The sequence below is a fragment of the Sphingobium wenxiniae genome, assembly GCF_007830065.1.
Lineage (GTDB): Bacteria > Pseudomonadota > Alphaproteobacteria > Sphingomonadales > Sphingomonadaceae > Sphingobium > Sphingobium wenxiniae.
Genome location: NZ_VLKK01000013.1, coordinates 1 through 18998, shown reverse-complemented (window position 1 = coordinate 18998; position 18998 = coordinate 1). Strand labels below are relative to the sequence as shown.

The following is an 18998-nucleotide window of genomic DNA, read 5'->3' as shown; positions in this document are numbered from 1 at the left end:
CGCCCATGTCGATCCAGGCCGAACAGCAACGCCATGCCCGCCGCCACTGGGCGCGGCCGGGCGGCAGCCATGACCGGCTGGTGAAGACGCTCAAGAGCTGGCTGCCGGTCGCGGTAGGGGTTCTGGCGGCATTGCTGGCGACCGCGCCTTTTACCGGCGGAGACAAGGTCAGCTTCCTGCTCGACAAGAACAAGGTCGAGATCGCGCATGAGCGGATGCGCCTCACCGAAGCGCTCTATCGGGGCGAGGACAGCAAGGGCCAGCCCTTTTCCCTGCGCGCGGGATCGGCGGTGCAGAAAAGCTCGCGCGAGCCGGTGGTGGACCTGAACGACCTGTCGGCGCGCATCCTGCTGTCCGACGGACCCGCCGTGCTGAGCGCGCAAAAGGGCCAGTATAATATGGACGATGAGCAAATCGGCATCGTCGGCCCGGTGCAGTTCCAGTCGGCGGGCGGATATCGCATGACGACCCGCGACGTGGGCGTCGACCTCCAGTCGCGCCGGCTCAAGAGCACGGGGCGCGTCGACGGGCGCATCCCCATCGGCACCTTCAGCGGCGATCATCTGGAAGCGGACCTCAACGCCCGCACCGTGACGCTGAACGGCAGGGCGCGCTTGCGTATCGAACAAAATGGCCTCAAAGGGCGGAATTGATGAAACGCACCGTCCTCCTCTTTTCACTGGGCGCGATCGGCGCCGCAAGCGCCATCTTCGCGGGCGCGGGCGCGGGCGCGCAGGTGATGAAGAATCACGACAGCAACGCCCCGGTGAACTTCTCGGCCGACCGGATCGAGGTGCAGGATCGCGCCGACCGCGTGGTCGTGTCGGGCAATGTCGTCGTGACGCAGGCGGGCATGACCCTGAACGCCGCGCGCATGACCGTCGCCTATCGCCAGACGCCGGGCGACAGCACCGGCAATACCGGCAGCGGCGTGGAGGTCGACCGGATCGACGCTTCGGGCAATGTCGTCGTGACCAAGGGGAATGAGACGGCGCGCGGCAATGTCGCCATCTACGACCTCAACAAGCGGCTCATCACCATGCTGGGCAATGTGGCGTTGACGCAGGGCGCGAATCGCCTGACGGGCGGGCGGCTGGTGATGGACCTCAACAGCGGGCTTTCGACCGTCGATGGCCGGGGCGGCGGCGGCGCGCCGGGCACGACGAGCAGTGCAGGCGGCCGGGTGTCGGGCACCTTCTCCGTGCCGCAGCGCAGGAACTGATCCCCCTCACTGCATTTTCGGACGGTTGATCCCGATCAGCCAGGGCTTCACCTTGCCGGTGGGGCGCGGCGTTCCGTCCAGCCGTTTGACGCGGACGATGCGGATCGGCTTCACGATCATCTGCCCGCGCATCGGGCCTGATCCGCAGCAGGTCGCCGCGGCCAGGATGCGCTTCACCACGTCCATGCCCGCGACCACATGGCCGAAGGCGGCATAGCCGATATAGCTGCCCCGCGCGTCCATGTTCGGCGTCGGCCCCACCGTGATGAAGAAATTGCCCATCGCCGAATCCGGGCGGTCGGGCCGCGCCATCGACAGCGTCGCGTCGAGATGGCGGATGCCGGTCTTCGTCGTCGGCTCGTGCGGGATGGGCGGCAGCGCGCGGCGCGCGTCGGTGTCGATGCCGCCCTGGATCAGGCCCAGATTCGGCGCGCTCTTGCGCCGGGCCGCGCGGTAGAAGGTGACGCCGTCGAAGCGTCCGTCATCCACATAGGCCAGGAAGTTGGCCGATGTGCGCGGCGCGCGGCGATTGTCGGTGGCGACGATGATCGTCCCGGCCGATGTTTCGATGGCGACGCGGGTATAGCCCGGCGTCGGCCGATTGGCGGGAAGGGCGCAGGCGAGGCCGGGAAGGAAAGCCGGAAACAGGAACAGGCAACGCAGGACAAGGGACATCGAGGGACAGGCACCGGATCAAGGGAAGGAAGGACGTCAAGGCTAAAGCCCGCGCTTCATGATCGCAACAGGCGTTCCTCGGGCGGCACGCGCCGTGCGATCCGCCTCGCGCATTTTGCAAGGCGCGGAGTCGCCTTTGCGCCCGATGGGTCGGATAGGCAAAAAATCGATCTATCCGCTCGCATATCGATCCCTCTGACCGGACGCGCTAGAGCCAGCCCGTCCGCTTGAAGCGCAGATAAAGCAGCCCGCAAATGCCCGCCATCACCGCCAGCACGACAAAATAGCCATAATGCATCCGCAACTCCGGCATATTGTCGAAGTTCATGCCGTATATGCCCGCGATGGCCGTGGGCACGGCCAGGATCGCGGCCCAGCTCGCCAGTTGCCGCGTGGTCGCGCCCTGCCGCTGGGATTCGAGGAGATGGCTGAACTCGAACACCGACGTCAGCACCTCGCGCAGATTTTCGACCATGGCCTCGACCCGCCGCACATGATCGTAGACGTCCTTGAAATAGGGCCGCACCTGCGCATCGAGACAAGGCAGGTCGAGATGGACGAGCCGGCTCGCCATTTCCGACATGGGGCCGAGGATGCGGCGGAAACGGATCAGTTCCCGGCGCAGGTGGAATATCCGCATGATGTCCGCCCGCTCAAGGAAAGTATCGAGCGCCCGGTCCTCCATCGCCAGCACTTCCTCCTCGATGGTTTCGACGATGGGCAGATAGCCGTCGACGATGAAATCCAGGATCGCGTGCAGCACATAGTCGACGCCATGGCTGAGCAGCGACGGCGCGGCCTCCAGTTGCGCCCGCAATTCCGTATGCGCGCGGGCCGAGCCGTGACGCACGGAGATGATATGGCGCGGCCCCACGAAGATCGCCGTTTCCCCATAGAGGATCTTGTCCCCTTCCAGATGGGCGGTGCGGGCGACGACGAAGAGTTGATCGCCATACACGTCCACCTTGGGAAGCTGGTGCGCCTTGAGCGCGTCTTCGACCGCGAGCGGATGCAGGCCATAATGTTCCTGCAACGTCCGCAATTCCTTCTCGGACGGTTCCACCAGCCCGATCCATACGAAATCGGACGGGTTCTGGATCGCCGGCGCATGATCGAGCGAAACGGGCTCGACCGGTTTTCCCGCGCTGTAGAGATAGGCGGCGACAACGCTCATGACTTCTCCCGGCATGATGGACGGATAAGCGGTAGCAGATCGCCGCCCCGGCCGGAACAAGCGGGCGTCCTGCGGGCAGGGGCTGGCATTCAGGCCCGCTTGCGCGCGGGCGCTTTCGCTGGCGTCCTGGCGCCCGCCTTCTTCTTCGCCGTGGTTTTGGCGCCGGGCTTGGCCGCAGGCTGCTTCGGGGCGGCCCGGCTCGTCCCGCGGCCCGTGCTCCCGAGCGAATTCTTGAGCGCGGCCATCAGGTCGACGACATTGGAACCGCGCGGATCGGCGCCCTTTTCGTCGGTATCGATATTGAGCGTCTTGCCCTTCTTCTTGCGCTCGATCAGCTCCTTGAGCGCATCGGCATAGCGGTCATGGAACTCGCTGGCGTCGAACTTGCCGGTCTTCTTGTCGATCAGCGTCGTGGCGAGATCGAGCAGCTCCTCGTCGGGATCGGCGTCGCCGATGTCGCGGAAATAGCTCGACGCCTTGTTCACCTCGTCGGCGTAGCGCAGCGTCTCCATCACCATGCCGCGCCCGCACGCCTTGATGCTGACGACATATTCGCGGCCGCGCATCGCGAGCTGGCCCAGACCGATCTTGCGAGAGCGGCGCAGCGCCTCGCGCAGCACGATGAACGCCTCTTCGGCAAGGTCGTCGGCCGGCACGACATAATAGGGCTTCTCGAAATAGATCATGTCGATGTCGTGCGCATCGACGAACTGGGTCAGCTCCAGCGTCTTCTTGCTTTCCAGCTTGACCCCCTCGATCTCTTTTTCGTCGAGCAGGACATATTCGCCCTTGGCATATTCGAAGCCCTTGACGATCTCGTCGACGTCGACCGGGCCGATGCCGGGGACCACCTTCTCATATTTGATGCGTTTGCCCGACGGTTCGTGGATCTGGTTGAAGGCAATGGTGGCGCCGCTCCTTGTCGCCGAATAGATCTCGACCGGTATGGACACCAGCGCCAGACGGATCTGGCCTCTCCAATAAGGGCGTGCAGCCATTTATCGTCTCCTTCGCGCAGACTCACTCAATCCCCGATGCGCCGCCTCGTTCCGCGCCAATCTACACGACCGCCTCTTTCAAATCGCCGGTTTCCGTATCAGCCGCCCGGAGCGCTGCGACAATGCCATGAAGAAGCGCAGCGCCGCCCAGCGGACCATCTGTCCGTCGCGGGCGTGGCGGGCGGCGATCTGCGCGAAGGGTAGCGGCGACGCGCCCTCCATCTTCTCCCGATAGCGGTTCAGATCGCCGCGCAGCAGGTGCAGGGACCGCTGCCTGCGATGCACACGCATCAGCCTCTTCGCCAGCTTCACATATTCGCGCGCCAGGAACAGCGCCACGAGCCGCCTGGTTTCCATCGATACATCTGGAATCGCGCGGATCAGATCCTCGCGGAATCCGGCCAGCGCATCGGCCAGTTCGTCATTGCGCCGATAATCGAAATCCGCGCGGATCTCCGCCAGGATGCTGCCGGGACGCGATCTGTAATAAATCCATGGCTGGGCCGCATAATAATAGCTTCGCGCGTTGAGCATCAGCCGGGGAATGGTGGCCATGTCCTCGAAATAGACACCTTCCGGGAAGCGGACGCCGTCGAGCACCTCGCGTTTCCAGACGCGCGACCAGGCATGGAGCCGCCGCCGCGCGAACACGCCCGCCACCAGCGCTTCCGTCCCCAACTGGAACTGCCGCGCGGGTCCGTCGAAGGTGGCGCAAATTTTTCCGTCGTCGCGTACATAGTCGCACAGCACCACGTCGGGCCGGCACGATCCGACGATGTCGCGCAAAGCGGCTATGGCGCCGGGCAGAATCGCGTCGTCGGAATCGAGGAACCAGACATAGTCGCCGCCCGCCTCCTCGATCATGCTATTGCGGGCAGCGCTGAGGCCGCGATTGTCCGCGTGGCGCAGCAGCCGCGCTCCGCCGCCGTGGCGGGCGATCAGCGCCTCGGCCAGATCCGCCGATCCATCGGTCGATCTGTCGTCGAGCAGGATCAGTTCGATCCCGCCGCCATCGCCGGTCTGGGAGAAGACCGACAACAGGCGATCCTCCAGATAGGGCAGGACATTGTAGACAGGGATCAGGATACTGAGCCACGGACGGCCAGTCGCATTTGCGGGCAAAGGGGTATCCTCTTCGACAGGATGACGGGCTGGAATGGAGTCGGAACGGGACGCGGCCTGCATGGCCCTTTGGTCAATGCGCCGCTTCCGGCTCCTCGATAGGCGCGACCGGGCGGGCGGCGAACAGCCCGAAGAGGAGGATCAGGCCATAGGCGATGGCCGGGACGATCAGCGCCGTGCGCAGCGTCGTCACGTCCGACACCCATCCCGCGATGGGCGGCAGGACCGCGCCGCCCACGATCGCCATGCAGATGACGCCCGATCCGTCCGCCGCGCGATGGCCCAATCCTTCGCAGGCGAGGCTGAAGATGGTCGGGAACATGATCGCGTTCATGAGGCCGACGGCGATCAGCGACCAGCCCGACACCGTTCCGGTGGTCGCCGCCGAAACGCCTAGCAGCAGCACCGCGCCCGTCGCGACGCAGGCCAGCACCCGTCCGGGCTGGAAGAAACGCAGCACGGCCGACCCGATGAAGCGGCCCACCATTGCGCCGCCCCAATAATAGGCGACCAGCTTGCCCGCGCTTTCCTGATCAAGGCCCAGCGTGCTGGACTGTACCAGATAGAGCACCATCAGGCTGCCGATCGTCACTTCCGCGCCGACATAGAGGAAGATGCCCAGCGTCCCGAAGGCGAAGCGCGGCCGCGACAGCAGGCCGAAGGCGGCGGCGACGTTCATCTTCGCCGCGCGCGTTTCCTGAAGCTTCGTGCGCTGGAACCACACCGCCAGCGCGACGATGACCAGCGCGATCGCCAAGCCGATATAGGTATGGACGACCACCCGCGCCTCCTGCGCGCGAAAGGCGGTCAGCGCCTCGCCCGAGAGGGTGGACGGATCGATCGTCGCGATGCTGCCCAGGATCACTATCGATCCCGCATAGGGAAAGACGGTGGTGCCCAGCGAATTGAACGCCTGGGCGAAGGTCAGGCGGCTGGAGGCGGTTTCGGGCTTGCCCAGCATGGAGATCAGCGGGTTGGCGACCACCTGGACGATGGTGATCCCGCTCGCCAGCACGAACAGCGCGAACAGGAAGGCGCCGAACAGGCCCGACCCCGCCGCGGGGATGAACAGCAGGCATCCCGCCGTCATGAACAGCAGCCCGATCACCGCCGTCCGCATGTAGCCGAAACGATGCACCAGCGCGGATGCGGGAATGGAAATCAGGAAATAGGCCGCGAAAAAGGCCGACTGGACCAGCAGCACCTGTGCGTTGGTGAGGGTGAAGAGATCCTTGAGCTTGGGGATCAGCACGTCGTTGAGGCTGGTGATGCCGCCGAATACGAAGAACAGCGCGAAGACGAATCCGGCCAGCCCCGCCGCCGCCGTGCCCGGTCCCCCTCGCGAAGCGGCAGTCTCCGCGCCCGATGTCATCGCCATGTCCGGCTTCCCCTCTTCGCCATCCCTCGCCACGACGCCCCCCGCCGCTTTTCCGCATCTATCGCCAGCAAGGCGCGCAAAGGCAATGGCCTAAAATGAAGGCGGCCGGGTAATTCGCAAAGCCGCGTTCCTGCAAGGCAGGCATGGATCGAGGAAGCGGCTTTTCCGATTCCAGATGAAGTCCGCCCCCATGAACGCCCCGGAATGGCAGAGCGAAACGCCATTTTCATCCCGCGCCGGGGGCGGGCGATGATTTTTCCCTTGCCCCGGCGATCCCGCCATGCACAAAGCTTGCCAATTGCCGCATTTCGGACCGACCTAAACCCTCGATTAACCAAAGCGGCCGCAAGGACAGACGAATGGACGATGTGACGATCATGGAGAGCAAGGCTCCGCAAGCCCATCCCGTGCCGCAGGAAGTGAGCGACGGCCTGTCGGTGATCTCCATCGCCAAAAGCTATGACAAGCGCGCCGTCCTCACCGACGTGTCGCTGACCGTGGGCAAGGGCGAGGTGGTCGGCCTGCTCGGCCCCAATGGCGCGGGCAAGACGACCTGCTTCTATTCGGTCATGGGCCTTGTCCGCCCCGACCATGGGCGCATCATCCTTGACGGGCAGGATATCACCGGCCTTCCCATGTATCGCCGCGCGATCCTGGGCCTGGGCTATCTGCCGCAGGAAACCTCGATCTTCCGCGGCCTGACCGTCGCGCAGAATATCGGCGCGGTGCTGGAACTGGCCGAACCCGACAAGAGCGCCCGCGCCGCGCGCCTGGAACAGCTTCTGGACGAATTCGGCCTCAAGCGCCTGCGCGACTCCGCCGCCATGGCGCTGTCGGGCGGTGAACGCCGCCGCTGCGAGATCGCCCGCGCGCTGGCGGCCAATCCGTCCATCGTTCTGCTGGACGAGCCGTTCGCGGGTATCGACCCGCTCTCCATCGCCGACATCCGCGACCTTGTGAAGCAATTGAAGACGCGCGGCATCGGCGTGCTCATCACCGATCATAATGTGCGCGAGACGCTGGAGATCGTGGACCGCGCCTGCATCATCTACAGCGGCCAGGTGCTTTTCGCGGGCAGCCCCACGGAGCTGGTCGCCAATGCCGACGTCCGGCGGCTCTATCTGGGCGAGAATTTCTCGCTGTGACATGACCGGGCGCGTCCTCCTTCCCCGCCTTCAAGGCCTCGGGACAGACTGATGGCGCTCGGTCCCCGCCTCGACCTGCGGCAGAGCCAGTCGCTCGTCATGACGCCGCAGCTCCAGCAGGCGATCAAGCTGCTGGCGCTCAGCAATCTGGAGATCGAGGCGTTCGTCGCGGGCGAACTGGAAAAGAATCCGCTGCTCGACGCGGGCAGCGCGGAGGATGACCGCTTCACCCCCACGGACGGCGTGGACCGCCAAGTCGAACAACCCGCCCTCTCCGCCGATATCGGGGAAGCCGACACGCTGATCGGGCAGGGTTTGGGCGAGGCCGACTCCCCCCTCGACGTCGACCACAGCGCCGAAACCTTCATCGACGACGGCCCCGGCGACCGCATGGCGGCGCAAGCCATCGGGACAGGGGCGGTGGGATCGGGCGGCGGCGACATGCTGCCGGGCCATGGCGGCGAAGCGCCCGACTTCGACAGCTTCGCCAATCCGGAACCGGGCCTTCAGGAACATCTGATGGAGCAGGCCGGATCGCATCTATCCGGCATGGACCTTCTCATCGCCACGCAACTGATCGGCCAGATCGGCGAAGCAGGCTATCTGGAAGCCAACCTCCTTGAAACCGCTCATGCGCTGGGCGTGCCGCTCCATGATGTGGAGCGGGTTCTGGACGTGATCCAGAGCTTCGATCCCACCGGCGTCGGCGCGCGGTCGCTCTCCGAATGCCTGGCGCTCCAGGCGAAGGAAGCCGACCGCTACGACCCCTGCATGGCGAAGCTGCTCGCCAATCTGGACCTGCTGGCGAGGGGGGCGCTGCCCCAGCTTCGGCGCATCTGCGGCGTGGATGAGGAGGACATGGCCGACATGATCCGCGAACTGCGCGGCTATGATCCCAAGCCCGGCCTGCGCTTCGGCGGGGAGCGCGCCGCGCCGGTCACGCCCGACCTGTTCGTCAACCCGACCAAGGAAGGCTGGGCGATCGAAGTGAACGCGGCCACCCTGCCCCGCCTGCTGGTCAACCGCAGCTATTATGTCGAACTGTCCGGCGGGGTGCAGGACAAGGCGGCCAAAAGCTGGCTCGCCGACTGTCTCGCCAGCGCCAACTGGCTGGTAAAGGCGCTGGACCAGAGGCAGAAGACCATCATCAAGGTCGCGAGCGAGATCGTGCGCCAGCAGGAGGATTTCTTCCACAAGGGCGTCGCCTATCTGAAACCCCTGACGCTCAAAGCCGTGGCCGAAGCCATCGAGATGCATGAATCGACGGTCAGCCGCGTGACGTCGAACAAATATCTGTCCTGCCCGCGCGGCCTGTACGAACTCAAATATTTCTTCACCAGCGGCGTGGCGGCGGCGGATGGCGACGGCGCCATTTCCGCCGAAGCGGTGAAGAGCCACATCAAGGCGCTGATCGCCACCGAAGACCCCCACGCCATCCTGTCCGACGACACGCTGGTCGACCTGCTGCGCGCCAAGGGCATGGACATCGCCCGCCGCACCGTGGCCAAATATCGCGAGTCCATGGGCATCGGCTCCTCCGTCCAGCGGCGGCGGCAAAAGGCGTTGCAGGGCAAGGCCGCCTGATGCGCGCCATGCCCGCCTATGACGGCGCGTTTTTGTCATGGAGGTAAGGCTTTTCCCACCATGCGGCTTCGCTTCCTTGCCGATAGCCGGATGGCGGCGGTGGGCAGAAGGCGGACGTGGCGCAGGCCCTCTTTCTGCCGCCATCCCGAAAGCTGGGATGACGGATGGTGAACGTCTGCACCTGCCCGCAAGCAGCCGTCGCCAAAAGAAAAAGCCCCGGACAATCCGGGGCTTTTTCCTTTCTTCCAAACCCGCTCAGGCGGCGGCGAGGCGGGCCATCTTGCCGAGGCGGTCGCCCGCGATCCGCATCATCGCCTTCTGGAGCTTTTCGAAAGCGCGGACCTCGATCTGGCGGACGCGTTCGCGGCTCACGCCATAGACCTGGCTCAGTTCCTCCAGCGTCTTCGGCTCCTCCGCCAGCCTGCGTTCGGCCAGGATGTGCTTTTCCCGGTCGTTGAGATCGTCCATCGCCTCGACCAGCATGTCGTGGCGCATGTCGCGCTCCTGCTCGTCGGCGACGCGCTCGTCCTGCAAGGGATCGGAGTCGGCCAGCCAATCCTGCCACTGGCCCTCGCCATCCTCGCGCATCGGCACGTTGAGCGACGTGTCGCCCCCCATCGCCATGCGGCGGTTCATGGAAACGACATCCTCTTCCGAAACGCCCAGATCGGTCGCGATCTTCTTGACGTCGTCGGGATGCAGGTCGCCATCCTCGAACGCTTCGATATTGTTCTTCATCCGGCGCAGGTTGAAGAACAGCTTCTTCTGCGCGGCGGTGGTGCCCATCTTGACGAGGCTCCAGGACCGCAGGATGAATTCCTGGATCGAGGCGCGAATCCACCACATCGCATAGGTCGCGAGGCGGAAACCGCGATCGGCTTCGAATTTCTTCACGCCCTGCATCAGGCCGATATTGCCTTCGGAGATCAGTTCGCTGACCGGCAGGCCATAGCCGCGATAGCCCATCGCGATCTTCGCCACGAGGCGCAGATGCGACGTCACGAGCTGCGCCGCCGCTTCAGGGTCCTGATGTTCCTGATAGCGCTTCGCGAGCATATACTCCTGCTCCGGAGTCAAAAGCGGAAATTTGCGGATTTCCGATAGATAACGGTTCAGGCTGGCTTCACCGCCCAGCGCTGGCACCGTTGGGACATTGCTTTTGTCAGCCATGTCGCTTCACCTTTCCCTTTCATGCGCGGCGGGACCCAGAAGAGGCGTCGCAGGCGCCGTCGCAAACTTTCCAAACCTCTATACGTGGAGCCGACTTAACAGTTCCTGCATATCGGCCGGCAAAACACTCTCAAAACGCAGGCTTTCGCCCGTTGCGGGATGTATGAACCCCAGCGTCTTCGCGTGCAATGCCTGCCTTTTGAAACCCATCGTTTCCAGTATTGATTTGAAACCTTTCTTGTCTCTACCGTAAACCTGATCCCCGATCAAGGGGTGTCCGATATGGGCCATGTGGACCCGCACCTGATGGGTCCGGCCGGTTTCCAGCCGGCATTCCACCAGAGCCGCGCCCGCGAGCCGTTCTATCGTGCGGTAATGGGTGACGGCATGTTTGCCGCGCCCTTCCCGATGAACGGCCATCTTCTTTCGATCGGCGTCGGATCGGCCGATCCATGTATCCACCGTTCCCTTGCCGGGCGTCGGAACGCCATAGACGATGGCGGCATAAAGCCGGTCGATGGAATGATCCTTGAACTGGCGGGCGAGTCCCTCATGGGCCTTGTCCGTCTTGGCAACGACCAGCAGGCCGGAAGTATCCTTGTCGATGCGATGAACGATGCCGGGCCGTGCAACACCTCCGATGCCTGACAATTGGCCCCGGCAATGATGCAGCAGCGCATTGACCAGCGTGCCGTCCAGATTGCCCGCCGCCGGATGGACGACAAGGCCGGCGGGCTTGTCGATGACGATCAGGTCCGCATCCTCATGCACGATGATGATCGGAATGTCCTGGGCCGCCGCTTCGGCTTCGACGGGCGGCGGCAGGGCGATGGTGAAGGATTGGCCGGCGGCCACCTTCGCGGAAGGATTGGGATGGCGGCCATCGGTCGTCACCAGCCCCTCGCGGATCAGCGCCTTCAAACGCTCGCGCGAAAGGTCGGGCAACAGGTCCGCCAGGGCACGGTCGAGCCGCATCCCGGCCTGCGCCTCTCCGATCGTCGTTTCGATGATGGAAACCCCCGAACCCATTGCTAGAGATGTGGGCATGAGAGTCTCCATTTCAAGGGAATTGCTGGAACAAATCGCGCATCTGGCGGACTGCGCGACGGTGGAGGTCTGCGGGCTGCTGCTGGGCGAGGAAGGGCGGATAGAGGCGATCCGCCCCGCCGCCAATATCGCCGCCGATCCGTCCCGGCATTTCGAGCTGGACCCCGCCGTCCTCATCGCCGCGCACCGGGCGGCGCGCACGGGGGGGCCGCGGATCGTCGGCCATTATCACTCGCATCCGAGCGGGGTGGCGGTCCCTTCGGCCATCGATGCCGCCAGCGCGGCGCCCGACGGCAGCCTCTGGCTGATCCTGGCGGACGGCGCGGCGCGGCTCTGGATCGCCGGGCCGGGCGAAGGGGCGGCGGTGCATTTTACGGAAGGAACGCTCGATATCATGTGAGGGAAAGGGGGTGAGCCGGGCTTGCATCGGCGGGGCGGGCGGCGCATTAGCGTGATATTCCCTTTCTGTTCAACCCATCGAGCGGCAGCCATCCTTCATGACCCATCCGACCGACAGCATCGAATTCGCCAGCCTGCTCTGTTCGCGCCTGTGCCACGATCTGCTCAGCCCGGTCGGCGCGCTGAACAACGGGCTGGAGCTGATGGCGGACGAGACGGACCCGGAGATGCGGCAGCGCTGCCTCGACCTGCTGACGGACAGCGCGAAGACGTCCGCGAACAAGCTCAAATTCTTCCGCCTGGCTTTTGGCTCGGCGGGCGGTTTCGGCGATGCGGTGCCGACGCATGAGGCGCGGGTCGCGATCGAGGGGATGTTCGCCACGGCGGGGCGCGTCAAGGTCGGCTGGATGGTCGAAGACGACATGCTGGGCAAGCTGCCGGTCAAGATATTGCTCAATCTCGCGCTGATCGCGGGGGATGCGCTGGTGCGGGGCGGGCAGCTCGACATCGGGGCGGAGCAGCGGCCCGGCGTGACCGAGATCGTGGTGCGGGCCGAAGGGCCGAAGCTGGTGCTGGACCCGGATCTGCGGTCGGCCCTGGCGGGCACCCTGCCGCCCGAAGGACTGGCTTCGCGGACCGCCGCCGCATGGATGGTGCGCGAACTGGTGACGAGCGCGGGCGGGGATGTCGCCTTGTCGCCGCCGGGCGAATCGATGCTGCTGTTCGGCGTTTCCATTCCCCGATAGGCTGAGCGCCGCCCCACGGGGCAATACAATTTGCGACAAATTCCCCTCCGCTTTGCGGGAATTGTGCGACAACCGCCTGTTACCAGCGCGACATTCAGGTCTGTTTTTGGGGGGTCTGCGTGCAGCGTTCCGTTTCCTTTGTCCTCTTCACCCTTCTGTCCGGCGCGGCGCCCGGCGCGCTGATGGCGCAGGAGGCGATGCGCGAACCGCCGGTCCAGATGGACGAAGGGGATGAGATCGTCGTCACGGGCCAGCCGGAACGCGGGGCGGTGCTGGGCGACGTCCGGCCCGAACAGCAGTTCCACGCCGCCGATATCCGCGCGCTGGGCGTCGCGTCGATTTCGGAGCTGGTGTCGGAACTGTCGGCGGAAACCAACGGCACGCCCATCATCCTTCTGAACGGCAAGCGCATCTCCAGCTTTTCAGAGATACAGGACATTCCCTCCGAAGCGGTGGCGCGGGTCGATGTGCTGCCCGAACAGGTCGCGCTCTCCTATGGCTATGCGCCCACGCAGAAGGTCATGAATATCGTGCTGCGCCAGCGGTTCCGCGCGGAATCCGCCGATCTGCGGGGCGGCGTGACGACCGATGGCGGGCGCGAGAACGGATCGGCCCAGGCGGGCCTGTTGCGTATCCGGGGCGACAACCGCTTCACGCTGAACCTGGAATATAGCCGCGCGGCGCATTTGCTGGAAAGCGAGCGCGGCATCATCCCGACCGCGCCGTCCAGACCCTATTCCCTGGGCGGCAATATCACCGCCATGACGCAGGGCGAGGAAATCGATCCGGCGCTTTCCTCCCTCGCCGGGCAGGTCGTGACGGTTGCCGCCGTGCCGGACGGCGCGGCGGTTGCCATGCCGGGCTTGAGCGATTTCGTCGCGGGCGCCAATAATGCCGGCGTCAGCGATCTTGGCCGCTATCGCACGCTTAGCCCCGCGACGGAGAATTTCTCCGCCAACGCCACGCTGGCCCGCGCGCTGGGCGGCGTATCCGCCACCATCAACGGGCGGCTGGCGCTTTCCGACAATGATTCGCTGCAAGGGCTGTCGGCGGCGGCGCTGACGCTGCCGGGGGGCAATCCCTTTTCGCCTTTCGCGGGCGATGCACGGCTCTATCGCTATCTCGCCCAGGCGGGGGCGCTGGGGCAGAATATCCGGGGCACCACGGGGCATATCGGCATTTCGCTGAGCGGTTTGCTGGGTGGCGGATGGCAATGGTCCTTCACCGGCAATGGCGACATTTCCGACACCCGCACGCGGACGGATCGCGGCATTTCCACCGGAGCGATCCAGGCGGCGCTGGATGCGGGCGATGCGTCGGCGAACCCCTATGGCGGCATGTCCGGCGATCTGCCGGCCACGCGCCTGACCGACCGGGCGCGGGCCAAGTCGCGAGCGATTTCGGGCGACCTGTTGCTGAGCGGCCCCCTGTTCGACCTGCCCGCGGGAGAGGTCACGACATCGCTCAGCCTTGGCGGATCGGCCAATGGCTTTGAAAGCTGGTCGATCCGGTCCGGGGTCGAACGCAGCGCGGACTATAACCGGGAAATCGCGAGCGGCCAGATCAGCGTGGACGTGCCGCTCACCAGCCGGTCGCGGGACGTGCTGGGGATGCTGGGCGACATCGGCGTCAACATGAACGCCGCCGCGCAGCGCCTGTCGGATTTCGGCACGCTTTCGACGCTGGGCTACGGCCTGCGCTGGAAGCCGGTGCGCGCCGTCCAGATACTGATGTCCGCCAATCAGGACCGCGCCGCGCCGACCGGATCGCAGATCACCGATCCGCTGATCTCCACGCCGAATATGCCCGTCTTCGACTATGCGACGGGGCAGACGGTGTTCGTGACGCAATTGTCCGGCGGCAATGCCGCGCTCAAGGAAAGCGTGCGCGACCAGTTCCGCCTGAGCGCCACGGTCAAGCCCTTCGACAAGCCGAACCTGACGCTGACGGCGACCTATCTCAACAGCCGCACCCGCAATCCCATCGCGGCCTTCCCCACGCCCGCGCCCGCGATCGAAGCCGCTTTCCGGGATCGCTTCCTGCGCGATGCGGACGGCGCCCTGACGCAGATCGACGCGCGGCCGATCAATTTCCTGCGCTCGCAAAGCGAGGAACTGCGCTGGGGCTTCAACCTGTCGATCCCGCTCAAGTCGCATGTGCAAAAGCTGATGGAAGCATGGCGCGCGGCGGGCGGAAAACCCGAAGACCGGCCGGTCGAACTGCAATCGCTGTTCGGCAATCGCCGTCCCGGCGGCGGCGGCGGAGAGGGCGGCGGCGAAGGCCAACCCCGACGCGATGACGGTGCGGGCGGACCGGGCGGGACGGGCGGCGGCAATGCGGGACCGGGCGGAAGGCCGGGCGGCGGCTTTGGCGGTCCGGGCGGCTTCGGCGGCAGGCGCGGCGGCGGCGGCGGACGCCTCAGTTTCAGCCTCTATCACACCTGGCACCTGACCGAGAGCATCCTGATCGCGCCGGGCGTGCCGGAACTCAATCTGCTGAGCGGCGATGCGACCGGCTCCTCGGGCGGACAGCCCCGCCATGAGATCGAAGCGCGGCTGGGCTATTCCAATAACGGCATCGGCGGAAGGCTGAGCGTCAACTGGGAAAGCGGGACGCATGTGGATGGCGCGCTGGGCGGCACGTCGCGCCTGAATTTCGCAAGCCTCGCCACCGCCAATCTGCGCATCTTCGCCAATCTGGGACAGATGCCGGGGCTGGTGCGCGACCATCCCTTCCTGCGCGGCGCGCGTGTTTCCATCGGCATCGACAATATCTTCAATGCCCGGCGGGACGTGACGGACGCGGCCGGCGCGACGCCGCTGCGCTATCAGCCCGACTATCTGGACCCGCTGGGCCGCGCGGTGACGATCAGCTTCCGCAAGCTGTTCTTCTGAGGACCATGCCGCCGCGCGCGGCCTGACCGCTTCGCCGGCCATGCTCCAAAGGGAAAGGAATGACGCAGCTCGCAAACCCGCGTTGCATGGCGGTTATGGGTGGATTCCCGCCGCTCATCCGTCCGTCCGCAACTGGCCGAAACCGGCCGTCAGGCGAGGGCCGTTTGCAAGCGGCATATCGCCATCGCATTCCCCGTCCGCCTTGCCTCTTGAATCCCGCGCCCTACCGGCGCATGGCTGCTCCGCAACAAGGAGACGCCCCCGATGTTCCGCCAGCTTACCCCCAGCATCCTCGTTTCGCCGCAGATCAGCGTGGCGGATGTCGAACAGGCCAGGGCGCAGGGCGTGACCGTCATCATCAACAACCGCCCCGATGACGAGGAGCCGGGCCAGGTGAACGGCGCGGAAATCGAAGCCGCCGCCAAGGCCGCCGGCATCGCCTATGCCGCCGTCCCCGTCGCCCATGGCGGCTTCGCCCCGTGGCAGCTTGACGGCATGGCCGCCGCCCTCGCGCAGGCGGGGGAAGGCAAGATCCTCGCTTATTGCCGCTCCGGCACGCGCAGCACGCTCCTTTGGGCGCTGACCCGCGCCCGCGCGGGCGACCACCCCGCCGCGCTCACCGAACAGGCCGCCAATGCGGGCTATGACGTGACGCCGGTGCGCCAGATCATGGACGCGCTCGCCGCGAACTGACCCGCCGATTGCCCCAAAGCGACACCCATTATGACGTGATCGTCCTCGGCGCGGGCGGCGCCGGGCTGCTATGCGCCGCCACCGCAGGCCAGCGGGGCAGGCGCGTGCTGCTGATCGATCACGCGCCCGAAGCGGGCAGGAAAATCGTCATCTCCGGCGGCGGCCGCTGCAACTTCACCAACATCCACACCGCGCCGGACCGCTATATCTCCGCCAATCCCCATTTCGCCAAGTCGGCGCTGGGCCGCTACACCCCGTCCGATTTCCTCGCCCTCATCGAGCGCCACAGGATCGCCTGGCACGAAAAGACGCTGGGCCAGCTATTTTGCGACGGCTCCGCGCGGCAGGTGGTGGCGATGCTGCTGGACGAATGCGCGGCAGGCGGCGTCGACATCCGCCTCGACCATCCCATCACCGCCATAGACCATGCCGACGCCCGATATCGCGTCACCCATGGCGCCCGAACGGCCACCGCCCCCGCGCTGGTGATCGCGACCGGCGGCCCCTCCATCCCGAAAATGGGCGCGACCGGCTTCGCCTATGACCTTGCCCGCCGCTTCGGCCTCAAGGTCGTGGAGCCGCGCCCCGCGCTCGTCCCCCTCACGCTGGGCGGCGAGGATGTGCTGTTCCGCTCCCTCTCCGGCGTCTCGACCGAAGTGATCGCCCACAGCGGCAAGACCGCCTTCCGCGAAGCGGCCCTGCTCACCCATCGGGGCCTGTCCGGCCCGGCGATCCTCCAGATTTCCTCCTACTGGCGGCACGGAGAAGTGATCGCGCTCGATTTCCTGCCCGATCGGCCGGACGGCTGGCTGATCGACGCCAAGCGCCACAAGCCCCGCGCCACGCTCGCCCAGAGCCTGCGCGCCCATCTGCCCGACCGCCTTGCCGATGCGCTGGGCGAACGCCTTGCGCTCTCCGGCGACCTCGCCAACCTCCCCGACCGCAAGCTGGCGGAGGCGGAGCGCCGCCTCGCCCGCTGGTCCTTCACCCCCAACGGCACCGAAGGCTATGCCAAGGCGGAGGTGACATCGGGCGGCATCGCCACCGACGGCCTGTCCTCCCGCACCATGGAGGCGCGCAAGATGCCCGGCCTCCATGCGATCGGGGAGGCGGTGGACGTCACCGGCTGGCTGGGCGGCTATAATTTCCAATGGGCCTGGGCCAGCGGCTGGGCGGCGGGGCAGGCGGTGTGAGGAGAAGTTCGAGGATGCGAATGCGTGCTGCAAACGACCAGTTGCGGACATCGGAGTGAAGACGTGGGGCGCGATGTCCCTTGGCCATTGTCTGATTGGTATTCTCGGATACCCCCCGCAGCAAAGGACGCTCACGACCCGAACGTAGCCGAAAGTGGAGCCACACCTCCAAGTCGTTCGCTTGACAAAGCAAGTATGCGTTTTTCACGATACCGGCGGAGGTCCAAGGCATGCTTCCAGTTCGTCCGGCCTAGTCAAAATGGCACTTCTTCTACTTCAAGAGCCAAATCAAACTGCTGGCTGAAGGCGCCTTCTGTCGTGTAGACTTCAAGTATTATGTAGCCAGAAAGATTGTATTTCTCTCTCAATTCCTCACCACCCCACTTCGACCAAACACGCTTTTTACCATTTAACTTAATTTGTGCCCATGCACCGGGCGACAATCTGGGAACAGGCGATTTAATAAAATGAAGATATTTTGACTTTTCGTTTTCTGAATTTGATGAGGGGCAGCCTTCGCTCGATTGAGTGAACTTCCAATCTGGCCCCGTATGTAAGTAAATAGCTTCAATATCAGGAGATTTTTTTCTGTCTTATTGGATATATTAAATACGAACTCTACAACGGCATGTGCACTATAATTATCTTTCTCAAGTTCGCCATCATGGTTCCTTATTTCTATCGTAAATGCGCTTGTTGTCTGCTTCTCTCTTTCCGCTTTCAACCAATTCATTTCAGACTTTAGCTTAGACTTCAGTGTCTGAATGGATGATCCGTATTCAATGTGGCGATGATGGCGGAGATCGAACGGAATATCATCAACCGACTGCGTTAGGAGAGTGCAGAGTTTGCCGCGCGCATGGGCATATCCCACTTCATAAAAGACATTCGGATTTCTCCCTGTCATGTCGGCAATCACAAAGTCGGCCGTTTCAATCTGGCGATAAATGCGTTCTAGGATCGTTTCGGAAAAGTTTTGTTCATCGACTCGCTCAGCGATCACGTCACATTCGTTGGCAACAGCTTGGATGCCTAGCTTGTAAATGTCATCGAATGCCGAATCGAACGGCATTAACACAAATGCGAAAGGCTTGACGGGCAATTGTCCAACTCCCAAGGCGTCGTCCTGTTGGACACCATCTTCGACGTTGAACTAGCAATCGGTCAAGCGGCGCAGTCACAGCGACTGTGCTTCTCGATCGCCGTTCTCCGACCTAGCCCGCCTTATTCACCAAAAGTGTCCTGAAGGGTTGGCGGGAGTGGCGTAAGCCTCTGATCTGAATTAGGAACTGGGTGTCTAAGCCGAACCTGCCGCAGGGCAGAAAATGCCACGGGCCACACCCGCCATGAACGATGATATCGCAAGCTCATTTGGATTCCCAGCAGTCGGCCGCAAGAAAATCACAGCTGCGTTCGACGGTGGCCGGCTTACCTCGGATGGCGGTGTTCTACTGCTTGCACAGGCCGAGCGCGCGATGGGGATTTGCCAGCGCCTGGCGGCTTGTATTGCCGATCCGCGCGATCCAGCGCGGGTGATCCATCGCCTGGATGACATTCT

General features: G+C 64.6%; 18 protein-coding genes. 10 read left to right on the top strand and 8 right to left on the bottom strand.

Annotated features, from left to right (window positions below):
* The first annotated feature begins 5 nt into the window (after nucleotides 1–5).
* The gene (lptC, locus tag IQ35_RS15230) at nucleotides 6–653 is read left to right on the top strand and encodes an LPS export ABC transporter periplasmic protein LptC (protein WP_145074556.1); all 648 of its coding nucleotides are present in this window, start codon (nucleotides 6–8) and stop codon (nucleotides 651–653) included.
* The gene (locus IQ35_RS15225) at nucleotides 653–1222 is read left to right on the top strand and encodes an LptA/OstA family protein (protein WP_021245102.1); all 570 of its coding nucleotides are present in this window, start codon (nucleotides 653–655) and stop codon (nucleotides 1220–1222) included. Before lptC ends, IQ35_RS15225 begins: the two co-directional genes overlap by 1 nt.
* A 6-nt stretch (nucleotides 1223–1228) precedes the next feature.
* On the opposite strand, the gene IQ35_RS15220 is transcribed toward IQ35_RS15225, so the two are convergent.
* The 5 genes from IQ35_RS15220 to IQ35_RS15200 form a co-directional block, all read right to left on the bottom strand.
* Nucleotides 1229–1897, bottom strand: coding sequence for a peptidylprolyl isomerase (locus IQ35_RS15220; RefSeq protein WP_145074553.1), 669 nt, complete (start codon nucleotides 1895–1897; stop codon nucleotides 1229–1231).
* A 208-nt stretch (nucleotides 1898–2105) separates the two neighbouring features.
* A complete protein-coding gene (gene corA, locus IQ35_RS15215) occupies nucleotides 2106–3071 on the bottom strand; it encodes a magnesium/cobalt transporter CorA (protein WP_145074551.1) in 966 nt (321 codons plus the stop codon).
* Nucleotides 3072–3160: 89 nt separating this feature from the next.
* Nucleotides 3161–4069, bottom strand: a complete 909-nt coding sequence (gene ku / locus IQ35_RS15210) for a non-homologous end joining protein Ku (protein WP_021245098.1) — start codon at nucleotides 4067–4069, stop codon at nucleotides 3161–3163.
* Nucleotides 4070–4147: 78 nt separating this feature from the next.
* Entirely contained in the window at nucleotides 4148–5191 is a 1044-nt protein-coding gene (locus tag IQ35_RS15205) for a glycosyltransferase family 2 protein (RefSeq protein ID WP_158636672.1), read from the bottom strand.
* A gap of 73 nt (nucleotides 5192–5264) precedes the next feature.
* Nucleotides 5265–6569, bottom strand: coding sequence for a sugar MFS transporter (locus tag IQ35_RS15200; RefSeq protein WP_145074617.1), 1305 nt, complete (start codon nucleotides 6567–6569; stop codon nucleotides 5265–5267).
* 359 nt (nucleotides 6570–6928) lie between these two features.
* Between IQ35_RS15200 and lptB the strand changes: the two genes are divergently transcribed.
* Complete coding sequence (gene lptB, locus IQ35_RS15195) at nucleotides 6929–7714, top strand: LPS export ABC transporter ATP-binding protein (RefSeq protein WP_145074545.1); 786 nt, start codon at nucleotides 6929–6931, stop codon at nucleotides 7712–7714.
* 51 nt (nucleotides 7715–7765) lie between these two features.
* Nucleotides 7766–9298 carry an RNA polymerase factor sigma-54 gene (rpoN, locus tag IQ35_RS15190; RefSeq protein ID WP_021245094.1) on the top strand — a complete coding sequence of 511 codons (1533 nt, stop codon included), beginning with the start codon at nucleotides 7766–7768 and terminating at the stop codon, nucleotides 9296–9298.
* Between the two features lie 255 nt (nucleotides 9299–9553).
* Here the strand turns inward: rpoN and rpoH are convergent, their stop codons facing one another.
* Complete coding sequence (rpoH, locus tag IQ35_RS15185) at nucleotides 9554–10468, bottom strand: RNA polymerase sigma factor RpoH (RefSeq protein WP_021245093.1); 915 nt, start codon at nucleotides 10466–10468, stop codon at nucleotides 9554–9556.
* Nucleotides 10469–10546: 78 nt separating this feature from the next.
* The gene (locus IQ35_RS15180; protein WP_021245092.1) at nucleotides 10547–11497 is read right to left on the bottom strand and encodes an RluA family pseudouridine synthase; all 951 of its coding nucleotides are present in this window, start codon (nucleotides 11495–11497) and stop codon (nucleotides 10547–10549) included.
* Nucleotides 11498–11513: 16 nt separating this feature from the next.
* Between IQ35_RS15180 and IQ35_RS15175 the strand changes: the two genes are divergently transcribed.
* From IQ35_RS15175 to IQ35_RS15155, 5 genes are all read left to right on the top strand, one after another.
* Entirely contained in the window at nucleotides 11514–11915 is a 402-nt protein-coding gene (locus IQ35_RS15175) for a M67 family metallopeptidase (protein WP_145074542.1), read from the top strand.
* A gap of 97 nt (nucleotides 11916–12012) precedes the next feature.
* A complete protein-coding gene (locus IQ35_RS15170; RefSeq protein ID WP_021245090.1) occupies nucleotides 12013–12660 on the top strand; it encodes a histidine phosphotransferase family protein in 648 nt (215 codons plus the stop codon).
* Nucleotides 12661–12779: 119 nt separating this feature from the next.
* The gene (locus IQ35_RS15165) at nucleotides 12780–15554 is read left to right on the top strand and encodes a TonB-dependent receptor (protein WP_145074539.1); all 2775 of its coding nucleotides are present in this window, start codon (nucleotides 12780–12782) and stop codon (nucleotides 15552–15554) included.
* A 264-nt stretch (nucleotides 15555–15818) separates the two neighbouring features.
* Nucleotides 15819–16247: a TIGR01244 family sulfur transferase gene (locus tag IQ35_RS15160; RefSeq protein WP_062063206.1), complete on the top strand. Its 429-nt coding sequence runs from the start codon at nucleotides 15819–15821 to the stop codon at nucleotides 16245–16247.
* A gap of 8 nt (nucleotides 16248–16255) precedes the next feature.
* Nucleotides 16256–17440, top strand: coding sequence for a BaiN/RdsA family NAD(P)/FAD-dependent oxidoreductase (locus tag IQ35_RS15155; protein WP_145074536.1), 1185 nt, complete (start codon nucleotides 16256–16258; stop codon nucleotides 17438–17440).
* Between the two features lie 409 nt (nucleotides 17441–17849).
* On the opposite strand, the gene IQ35_RS21265 is transcribed toward IQ35_RS15155, so the two are convergent.
* Complete coding sequence (locus IQ35_RS21265) at nucleotides 17850–18542, bottom strand: TIR domain-containing protein (RefSeq protein WP_199739968.1); 693 nt, start codon at nucleotides 18540–18542, stop codon at nucleotides 17850–17852.
* Nucleotides 18543–18765: 223 nt separating this feature from the next.
* Between IQ35_RS21265 and IQ35_RS15145 the strand changes: the two genes are divergently transcribed.
* The coding region (locus tag IQ35_RS15145; protein WP_199739967.1) for a transposase at nucleotides 18766–18998 on the top strand (233 nt) is incomplete at its 3' end.